Origin of the sequence: Thalassobaculum sp. (genome assembly GCF_040219215.1) — a bacterium.
Classification (GTDB): domain Bacteria; phylum Pseudomonadota; class Alphaproteobacteria; order Thalassobaculales; family Thalassobaculaceae; genus Thalassobaculum_A.
Genome location: NZ_JAVJSX010000022.1, coordinates 313,828 through 323,929, shown reverse-complemented (window position 1 = coordinate 323,929; position 10,102 = coordinate 313,828). Strand labels below are relative to the sequence as shown.

The window sequence follows — 10,102 nt, the reverse complement described above, 5'->3', positions numbered from 1 at the left end:
TCAGGGTGGTGGTGGTGTTGATCGTGGTGACGATGCCGAAGGTCGCTTTCGCCAGCGTCGCCGGATAGGCGGCTCGCGCCTCCGCACCGAACGCCAGGGCGCCCCGTGCCGGGATGCGCCAGTCGCCGCCCAGGTCCGCCGTGCCGACCAGGCTGTCGGATGCCGCCACCGGCCGGTCGAGCAGCGTCGACAGTAGGTCGACGAAAGCCGCACCTTGCGGTCCCTGCGCGACCGAACAGCCGTACAGAACGATTTCGGCATCCTCGGACAGCGCGCCGCGGATCGACGCCGTCAACGCCGGACGCGCGGCCAGTGCCGCGGCGTCGATGCGCTGACCGGACAGCGCCAGCGCGCCGGGGGTTCCGTGCGACAGGATGTGGAGAGCCGAGACGTGTCGGCGTCCCGCCATGTGCAGCGCGATAGTCGCAATCGGGTCAGCGTCCACAGGCAGGCGAACGACCTCAACTTCTGGTCGTAGGCCGTCCAGCAGGATGGAGGGGTGGTCAACGCCGGGATCGACGAACAGGAGTTCCTGGGCTTTATTCGCAGCAACCAACGGGCGCCATTCTTGGCGTGCGTCTTCCATCTTTCCACTCCTCTCAACGGGCCGCGCAACAGGCCGGCCCGATGCTGTCGATATCAGCGTTCTGCGGATGACAGGTCGATCGGTTCCGAGATCCGAGAGATAAGATGGATCGGAAATGTCTCGAATGCCATTCAAATTCCGCTCATGTTAGGAGCTATCTACAAGACACTGATTAAGCAATCATTAATTTGAATCGCTAATATTGACGATGAAACGCAACCTCGGGCATCGGTGTGTGGCCGGTACATCCACCATTTGGAATGGCGGCAGCGTCGTTCCGGGCGGTTTCGAGCCAACCGCCAGATGTCGGGCAACAGGACCGATTGGTTGCGACGGACGAGGCGGCCGTGGCATTGGTCGCGGGACCCCCGTACAATTTGGAGGTTGCGGGATGTATCGGTCGGGCGGCGGGCTTCGAAAGGAAGTTTCGATTGCGAGAGTCGGCGCGACATAATGTATGCAATCGAATGTTAGATTCTAATTAAACCATAGAATGAGTTAGCTGAATCTTAACTATGGCAACCGAACCACCCCTGCAGCAGATTGAGCAGGCCGTCCTGACGGCTCCCCAAGACGCTCGGGCGGCGTTTGCATGGTCGGGCCATCTCCTGGAGCGGCGTGCTCCGCTCAAGTCACTCGTCTGGAGCCGTCGCGCGCGCTGCATCGCGGCTGACGCCGCGCCTCCGTGGAATCGCGAGGCCCTGGCGCTCTGGCACCTCAATCGGCTCGGGGCCGCGGAGACTGCGGCGCGGCGGTCGGCGGTTCTTGATCCGGGATACTCCCCGGCCTGGATCAACCTAGGCGCGGTTCTGAAACGTCTGGCCGCCTACAGCCGGGCGCTGCGTGCCTATCGCCGCGCTGAAGTCGCGGGCGCCGAGCCGCGTGCCATCGGGATGAACCGGGCGGCGATCGTGCTTGGTGGCGGCAACTTCCGGGAGGGCTGGCCGCTGTACCGAAACCGGCATGGTGCCCTCGGCGCGGAGCCTGCCGCCGTCTGGCCGGAATTGGGGGAATGGGACGGCCGGGCGATGCCGGGCCGCCTTCGCATCCTCGCCGAGCAGGGCATCGGCGACGCGATCATGTTCCTGACCCTGATGCACGCCGTCCGGCAGTCCGTCGGGGCGATCACGTTGCTGGTGGCTCCTCGCCTGGCCACGCTGATGCGTCGAAGCTTCCCGTACGCCGACGTCGTGGCACCCGACGAGAAGGGACAGCTTCCCTCTCTCGCACCGGCGGACGCGTGGATCTGCGCGGGTGACCTGCCGGCGGCCCTGGGACTGTTTGTCGACGGCGATCTTCGCCCGCATCCCTATCTTCAGCCGGACCGCCGACTTTCCGAGCGCCTGCGCGCCGGAATCCAGCGACGATCGCCCGATTGCCGTCTCGTCGGCATTGCCTGGACCAGCCAGGCCGAGGATGGATGGCGACGGACCGTTCCGCCGGAACTCTGGCGCCCATTGATCGAGACGTCGGGCGTTCGCCTGGTGTCGCTGCAGTACGGTGCCAGCCCCGGCGACCTCGCCGCGTTCGGCGACGGCATCGACTGCGAGCACGGGGTCGAACCCCTGACCGACATCGACGGATTCGCGGCGCTGGTCGCGGCGATGGACATGGTCGTCTCGCCGCCGAACAACACAGTGCATTTCGCCGGCGCCCTGGATGTGCCGTGCCTGGTTCTGCTGCCGGAAGATCCGGACTGGCGGTGGGGCCGCAGCGGGGCCACGAGCCTCTGGTACGATCGCACCAGAGTGTACCGCAAGAGCGCGCGGGTCGACTGGCCTGATCTGATCAGGCAGATTGCGGCTGAACTCATCGGTACACCATCGGAGCATCGTTCATGAGCGAGGCCTCGCTGCGCTTGCTCGAGGAAGGGATGCGTCGGCAGCGCGCGGGGTTTCGCGCCCACGCAGCGCGCCTGTACCGCCGGGTGCCCGCCGATGACGCGTACTACGCCGATGCCCTCAACCTTCTCGGTACGATACGCTTCGAAGAGGGACACGCCACCGAAGCGGCGCACCTCATCGAGAAGGCCGTGCGGACCAACCCCCGCAACGCTGCGGCCTGGGGCAACCTGGGCGGCGTCGCGCAGGGATTGCAGCGACCGATGGTGGCCATCGCCTGCTATCGCCGCGCGATGCTGCTGGCGCCCGCACGCGCCGAAAGTTCCATCGGGCTTGCCAAGATTGTAGCCGGCACCGCCCGGACCGCCCTGCTGAAACGCTGCCTGGTCCTGTCACCGTTCGACGAGGCCGCCAGCATCGAAATCGGCAACGATCTGGCGCTGGGCGGCGACAAGCAGGGGGCGGCGCGCCGGTTTCGTCGGCTGCTGGTCGCGCGGCCTGCGGTTTCCACCGCGCTGTTCAATCTCGGCAACGCGCTCCGCGATCTCGGCCGCTTTGACCTCGCCGAAGGACTCTACCGCCGCACGCTCTGTGTCATCCCGCGCAGTGGCAATGTCCTTAACAATCTCGGGCTCCTGGCCTTCAACCAGTCGGACTGGGTGGCGGCGGAGGAACGGTTTGCCGCCGCAAGCCGCGGCGATCCCCGCCTCGCAGCGGCGTGGTCGAACCGGGCACGCGCCCTGCAGAAGCTCGGACGGGATTCCGACGCGATCCTCCCCTACAAGCGCGGACTGCTGATCGAGCCAACCGGCGTGACGGTCTGCTGCGAGTTGGCCGGCCTGTTGGAGGACAAGTCCTGGGCGCTTCGCGCCATGGTGCTCGATCCGGTTGCCCCGCAGCCGTACAACCGGTTGGCGTTGCTCGCGACCAAGAACCCGGGCCGGGTCGGCGTGCTGTCCTGGTTGCGTCGAGGCGCCGTGGCCAAGCCGAACGACCCGGACGCCTGGTACAATCTCGGCGTCGAGCTTGGCCGAGCCGGCGATCCGCAAGGGGCGGTGACCTACGGCACCTACGCCACGCGGGTGAGCGACCGCCACGCACTGGCGCATCTCAACACCGCCCTGGCCCTGCTGGCGCTCGAACGGTTCCAGGAAGGATGGCAGGTACACACGCGCCGTCTCGAGTCGCCGGAGGCCGCATCGGTTCTCCGTTACTTCGCCGTTCCGGAATGGACCACCGAGAATATCGTGGGGCGCCATCTCCTGCTGTGGGGCGAGCAGGGCATCGGCGACGAGGTCCAGTTCCTGACTCTCGCGCCCTACCTGCGCCGGCTTGGCGTGAAGCTGACGATCCTCACCGAGCCCCGCCTGCGCCCGATCATCCGGCGCAGCTTTCCGGATGCCGCGGTGCCGGACATCTCCAATCCCGATGGCGCGGTGGAGAGCCATCACGGCGCCGATCTGCACCTGGCGCTTGGCGACCTTCCGCATCGTCTGAGGCTGTTCTGCGGAGGCGACGCGGTTCCCGAACCGTGGATCGTGCCCGACAGCGATCGGGTTGCCGCCATTCGCACCAGCCTCCAGGCCCGGCATCCTGGAAAGCGGCTGGTCGGAATCACCTGGCGGTCGCTGGCGCCGAAGACGGGCGGACGCCGGACGATCCCGCCGGCCCTGTGGCGGGACATCGCGGCCGTCCCGGGGGCTGCGGTGGTATCGCTGCAGTACGGGGCGGGCGAGGAGGACTTTTCGGCGTTCGAAGCCGAGGCCGGCGCCAGCATCGACAACAGCCACGGGATCGAGCCGATCCAGGATCTCGACGGTCTGGCCGCCCTGGTCGCGGCGGTCGATCTGGTGGTTTGTCCGGCCAACAACACGGTGCATTTCGCCGGTGCATTGTCGAAGCCGTGCTGGACGCTGCTGCCGACCAAGCCGGACTGGCGCTGGGGTCTCGGCAGAACCGACTCGCTCTGGTATCCGCGGACCGCGGTCTACCGGCAGGACAGCGACGACGACTGGAAACCGGTGATGGCGCGGGTCGCTGCCGATCTGAGAGCGTGGGCAGCGGGTCCCGGTTCACCGGACGCCGGGGCTGATTGAGTGGGGGCGAGGTGATGGGAGTGGAGATCGGGTTGATCAAGTGATCGGGGCGTCGCGACGATCCGGGCGATATCGCAGGGAAATCGGCTGACGACATAGGCGTCATCGTTGTTAGTCTTCGGCGTCCGATTTCAGCGAGAGCGCAGCATGAGCCAGTTCATCAATTCCAAGGAAACCCTGGTCACCGATGCCATCGACGGGGTGTTGAGAGCCGCTGGCGGCCGTCTGGCACGGTTGGATGGCTATCCGCACATCAAGGTGGTGGTGCGTTCCGACTGGGATAAGTCGAAGGTGGCGCTGGTCTCCGGCGGCGGGTCCGGCCATGAACCGTCGCACGCCGGCTTCGTCGGACAGGGCATGCTGACCGCCGCGGTCTGCGGCGACGTGTTCGCCTCGCCCTCGGTGGATGCCGTGCTGGCGGGCATCCTGGCCGTGACGGGTGCGGCGGGCTGCCTGCTGATCGTCAAGAACTACACCGGGGACCGCCTGAACTTCGGATTGGCGGCGGAGCGCGCACGGGCGCTTGGTCTCAATGTCGAGATGGTGGTGGTCGATGATGATATCGCCCTGCCCGACCTGCCTCAGGCGCGGGGAGTGGCCGGAACCCTGTTCGTGCACAAGATCGCAGGCGCGCTCGCCGAGGAGGGGGCGGATCTCCGGACGGTGAGCGAGGCCGCAAGGGCGGTGATCCGCCGGGTGGTGTCCATCGGGATGTCCGTGGACACCTGCACCGTCCCGGGGTCGCCCAAAGAGGATCGGATCGAAAGCGGCAAAGCCGAACTCGGTCTTGGAATTCATGGCGAGCCCGGTGTCGAGCAGGTTATCCTCGACAGCGCCCAGGCCGCTGTCGGTCTGGTCGTCGACCGGCTGTTGCCCCATGTCGGCTCCGGACCACTGGTGGCCCTCCTGAACAATCTGGGAGGAACGACCGGGCTGGAGATGTCGGTGATAGCCAACGAACTGGCCCGCTCTGCGCTGGGCGGAGACCTTAAGTGGCTGGTGGGTCCGGCGCCCTTGATGACGTCGCTCGACATGCAGGGGTTCTCGGTATCGTTGCTGCCGGTCGGCGAGGACGACGTGCGGGCGTTGCGCGCGCCGGTTGCTCCGCCGGCATGGCCCGGATGCCTGCCGGTGGCCGATGTCGCCGTCCGGCCGCTTCCGGATGGGTTGCTGCCGACGCCGCCGGTGCCGTCCGGGAACGCCCGCATCCACGATCTGGTCGGCAGCTGCTGCGATGTCCTGATCGCCTCGGAGCGACCGTTGAACCAGCTGGATGCGAAGTCCGGTGACGGTGACACCGGAACGACCCTGGCATCGGCGGCGCGCGCCCTGAAGGCGGCCCGCGACCGCTTGCCGCTGGCGGATCCGATCGAGCTCCATCGCGCGATCGGGCTGGAACTCGCCCAGACCATGGGCGGGTCGTCGGGCGTGCTGCTGGCGATCTTCTTCGCGGCGGCCGGCGATGCCGCGGCCGGCGGGGCCGATACGGTCGGCGCTCTGAGGGCCGGCCTGCAGCGGATCCAGCAGGTCGGCGGTGCGAGCCTTGGCGACCGGACGATGATCGACGCCCTGTCGCCGGCCCTGGACGCCGCGCCGCAGGGTTGGGACGCGGCTGCCAAGGCGGCGCGCGAAGGGGCGAACATGACCGGATCGATCACCAAGGCGAAGGCCGGGCGGGCAAGCTATGTCTCGGAGAGCAACCTCGCCGGGCACAACGATCCGGGCGCCGAGGCCGTCGCGATCCTGTTCGAACACCTCGCGTCGCGGTAGGGTTTGCCGGCCCCTTGCGCACCCGGGCTCGATCGAATGCCTGAGTTTGCGCCTGACGTCGCCAACTACGTACTGCTGCGAGCGTAGCACAGCGAGGATTATATCGCCGCGGACCAGAGTGCATCGGCGCGGCGGTCATACAATGGGATTAGCTGGCTTGATGCAGAGGTTCGACAGCAAAAGATGCGCTGATCTCTACGACTACTGGCGTGCGCTGGAAAGGCCGGCGGGCGGCGCAATTCCGCTGAAAAGCCGGCTCGATCCGACGGCGATTCCGAAGCTGCTGCCCAGGGTCCTGCTTCATGATCTGCGGACGCCCGGCCGAGCCATTCTTCGGCTGGTCGGTACCGGTCTTGTCGAGCAGTACGGATTCGATCCGACCGGCGAGGACTATTCGAAATACGTCGATCCCGAGCGCTGGCCGAGCGCCCTGGGCGAACTCGTGAAGGTCGCATTACACCCCTGCGGGATGCGCGTTCTCACCGTGCATGTCCATGCCGGAGGGGCGGTGCACAACAACGAGGCTGTCGGCCTTCCCCTCGAGGCGGATGACGGGAGCGGACGGTTCCTGATGTTCGTGGACGAGATTCTCGCGGCGCCGAAATTCATCGACCCGCGGCGCAAGCCGGTCGAGCGGGTCCGCGTGCTGCAGCGCGACTACATCGACATCGGCCGAGGAATTCCGCCCGGCACCCCGCCGCTCTAAGGTCGAGGGGAGCCGGATGTGTGGCGTCAAGCCGAGACGCGCTCGGTCCGGCGTTCGATGCCGGCCCGCCAGGCGAAGCCGAGACGCGCGCCAGCCCAGATCGATGCCAAGGCAATCATCGACGGCACGGACAGCGTGGCGACGCCGGACAACCCCTGGCCGACGGCGCAACCCAGGGCCAGCACTCCGCCGAGTCCCATGGCCGCGGCGCCGAGGCCGGCCCGGGCCATGTGCGCCGGATCATCGAAACCCTCCAGGCGGAGGCTGCGCGAGGCCGCCGCCTGCAGGAATGCGCCGGCGAGCACACCGACAAACATCACGACGCCGAAGTTGGCGTCGATCCCGGTGGAGATCATGACGAACATCAAGGCGTCGGCGCTCGGCTGGGTGAAGCGCAGCGATTCAACGGCGACCGGGTCGAACGCGGTGGCCGCGACCCAGCTGGTCGCCGCGAAGCCGAAGGCGACCAGCAGGCCGACGGCGGCTCCGACGGCGATGGGTGCCACTCGTCGGCTGCCAAGGCGCCAGGCGAGCGCAATTCCGCCGACCAACGCCAGCGCGCCGATTCCGGCGGCGATCGCCTGGGCGGGCAGGCCCGCAGTGATGGCCAGCGCGTCCGGAAGGGTCGGCGTCAGGTTACCAAGGGTGACGCGAGTGCTGTCGGCGAAGCCGGCGCGGGCCGAGGCCAGCAGCCCGCGGATCGCGGCATAGCCGACCACCGCGACCACCAGAAGGCTGAAGACCGAACGCAGGTTGCCGCGGACCGACAGCACGGTCAGCCGGCTGATGCAGCCTCCGGCAAACGTCATCCCGATCCCGAACAGCACTCCACCGACCACCATGCCGCCGAGCGAGAAATCAGCGCGCAGATAGGGCGTGTCCGAGACATCGATCACGCCGGCGGCGATACCGGCCTGGGTGGCGGCAATCGCGACCGCCGTGGCGGCGACCCATTGGGCGATCCGGGGTTTGTCGCCACCGCTGCGCGTGGTTTCCTCGACGGCGGCCCGGAAGCAGAAGCCGGAGCCCTGGGCGATCGCTCCGAACGCCAGCCCCAGCAGGGCGGCAAACAGCAGCAGCAGGCTCTCCGCCTCCCATCCGCCGAGTATTCCGCTTGCCAGCGCGTCCATCGAGTTCTCCGATCGAGCAGTGCAGCCGACGTCCCTGTGTTCGGCAAACCCTGCAATTCCGCTAAAACGAACATACAGTCGCTTTACAGAACTTCAATGCTTGTTTCGAAGCCCTGCTGGGGTACCGGGGGTCGCCGCGGGCTTGTGGCGACAGCGGCTTCTTGCCAAGGTTGAACATCCGATGCGGCGGCGACGCTTGAGGAGAGGCGCTGCCGCCTCTTCGAGCATGGTAGCGGCACGGCTCGGGGGAACAGTGCCCGCCCCGTCGGGCACGAGGGGGAGGAAGCGCCGAATGATCCGCAGAATACTGGCTGTCGCGATTCTGGGAGTGTCGCTGTCAGCGTGCAGTACCTGGTCGACGTCGAGCGTGAAGTCGCCGGCGCCCGGTGTGGGTGCGGCGCCCAGTGTTGTGGCACCGGCCCGCCCGGTTCTCGACCCGTCGCAGATCGTCGTCACGCCGAACGACTTCCCGAACCGGCCCTACGATGTGCTCGGCGACCTGGAGGTGACGGTCAACAAGACCACGGTGTTCCATCCCGATCCAACCCCCGCGCTGATCGACGAGAAGCTCCGCGAACAGGCCGCCCCGCTGGGAGCTGACGCGGTGATCCTGGCGAAATACGGCAAGGTGACGGTGTCGCTGTTCAGTTGGGGCTCGCTCGACGGATCCGGCCGGGCAATCCGGTTTCGGAAGTAGGCACCGGCCGGCAGCGCGGGTTTAACCCCAACGCCGCCGGCCCGCCTGCCAACGGTGGCGATCAGGCGCGGGCGGCGATCCCCGGCATGGCGAACCCTGCCGCTTCCAACTCGGCGCCCAGCTGCTTCACGGTGGCCGTGTCGAGCGCGACCAGCGGCGGGCGCAGCCGGGTCCAGTCGGGGTCGTCGGTGAAATGCGCGATCGTGGCCTTCAGGGCCGGGATCATCGGGTACTTGCCGACCCGATGCCGGAGCGCGGTGCAGGCGCTCTGACGCTCGTCGGCGTCGGCGTCCTGCCAGTGCCGGTACAACTCGACGATCGCCGGTGCGTTGACGTTGCAGGTCGCCGAGATGCAGCCAGCACCTCCGTGACGCATGGTGTCCAGCAGGATGGTCTCGTTGCCGGCGAACACGCCCCAGCCGGGGAACCGTTCCAGCATGGCCTTGGTGTTCGACCAGTCGCCGGAACTGTCCTTGATGCCGGCCACGGCACCTGCGTAGTCGTGGATCAGCCGCTCGATCAGATCGAGACTGAACCCAACCTGGGCCACCGGCGGGATGTGATACAGATACATCCGCAGCCGGGAGTCGCCGGCCCGCTCGATGATCTCGGCGATCGAACGGTAGATGCCCTCGTCGCTGAGTCCCTTGTAGTAGAACGGCGGCAGGGTCAGCACGCCGCCGCAGCCGCGCTCGACCATGTGCCGGGTCAGCCGCACGCTGTCGGGCAGGGCGCAACAGCCGGTCCCCGGCATCATCCGCGCCGGGTCGATCCCGGCCTCGATCAGACGGTCCACGATGTCGATCTTCTCGTCGACCGACAGCGAGTTGCCCTCGCTGTTGGTGCCGAAGATCGCCAGGCCGCAATCGTGCGACAGCAGCCATCGGCAATGCCGGATCAGGCGTTCGACATCCACCTGCAGGTCGGCGTCGAACGGCGTGACGACGGGTGACAGAACGCCGCGCATCGGCGCTGCATCGGTCATCGGGCTTCTCCTCGGTTGGGAACGGGGCTGAACAAGCGATGGACGATCGAGCCGATCGTCGCCGGTGTGCGTTTGGTCACGGGATGCTTGCCGTGCCCGTGAGGCAGACGGCAACACCAACGTACCAACCCTACGCCTGGACGTGTCCCGGTTGATCGAGCATCGGGTTTACAGGAGGCATTCTAATACTTCAAAATGAAATCAAGAAACGAAAACGCGTATTAATAGAATATAGAAATATGTTCTAGCACTAAAGTTGCCGATGTCTCCTGGTAAGATAAATTTAACAGT

At 66.9% G+C, this 10,102-nt stretch carries 8 protein-coding genes; 5 read left to right on the top strand and 3 right to left on the bottom strand.

The genetic code is table 11. The features are described 5' to 3' along the window. Positions 1–586, bottom strand: a 586-nt coding sequence (locus RIC54_RS17065) for a DUF4347 domain-containing protein (RefSeq protein WP_350090619.1), incomplete at its 3' end; no start/stop codon positions are given. Between the two features lie 515 nt (positions 587–1,101). Here RIC54_RS17065 and RIC54_RS17060 point away from each other — a divergent pair. The 4 genes from RIC54_RS17060 to RIC54_RS17045 all read left to right on the top strand — a co-directional run bounded on the left by RIC54_RS17060 (position 1,102) and on the right by RIC54_RS17045 (position 6,999). Continuing rightward, positions 1,102–2,427 carry a glycosyltransferase family protein gene (locus RIC54_RS17060; protein WP_350090616.1) on the top strand — a complete coding sequence of 442 codons (1,326 nt, stop codon included), beginning with the start codon at positions 1,102–1,104 and terminating at the stop codon, positions 2,425–2,427. Further along, complete coding sequence (locus tag RIC54_RS17055) at positions 2,424–4,523, top strand: tetratricopeptide repeat protein (RefSeq protein WP_350090613.1); 2,100 nt, start codon at positions 2,424–2,426, stop codon at positions 4,521–4,523. Before RIC54_RS17060 ends, RIC54_RS17055 begins: the two co-directional genes overlap by 4 nt. A gap of 147 nt (positions 4,524–4,670) precedes the next feature. Beyond that, positions 4,671–6,293: a dihydroxyacetone kinase subunit DhaK gene (locus tag RIC54_RS17050; RefSeq protein WP_350090610.1), complete on the top strand. Its 1,623-nt coding sequence runs from the start codon at positions 4,671–4,673 to the stop codon at positions 6,291–6,293. 118 nt (positions 6,294–6,411) lie between these two features. Further along, on the top strand, positions 6,412–6,999 hold the full coding sequence (locus tag RIC54_RS17045; RefSeq protein ID WP_350090607.1) for a PAS domain-containing protein: 588 nt from the start codon (positions 6,412–6,414) through the stop codon (positions 6,997–6,999). 26 nt (positions 7,000–7,025) lie between these two features. Here RIC54_RS17045 and RIC54_RS17040 read toward each other — a convergent pair whose 3' ends face one another. After that, a complete protein-coding gene (locus RIC54_RS17040; RefSeq protein WP_350090604.1) occupies positions 7,026–8,129 on the bottom strand; it encodes a YeeE/YedE family protein in 1,104 nt (367 codons plus the stop codon). Between the two features lie 292 nt (positions 8,130–8,421). On the opposite strand from RIC54_RS17040, the gene RIC54_RS17035 reads away from it, so the two are divergent. After that, on the top strand, positions 8,422–8,826 hold the full coding sequence (locus RIC54_RS17035) for a hypothetical protein (protein ID WP_350090601.1): 405 nt from the start codon (positions 8,422–8,424) through the stop codon (positions 8,824–8,826). Positions 8,827–8,887: 61 nt separating this feature from the next. Here RIC54_RS17035 and RIC54_RS17030 read toward each other — a convergent pair whose 3' ends face one another. Then, positions 8,888–9,811 carry a dihydrodipicolinate synthase family protein gene (locus RIC54_RS17030; RefSeq protein ID WP_350090598.1) on the bottom strand — a complete coding sequence of 308 codons (924 nt, stop codon included), beginning with the start codon at positions 9,809–9,811 and terminating at the stop codon, positions 8,888–8,890. Positions 9,812–10,102: the final 291 nt, after the last annotated feature.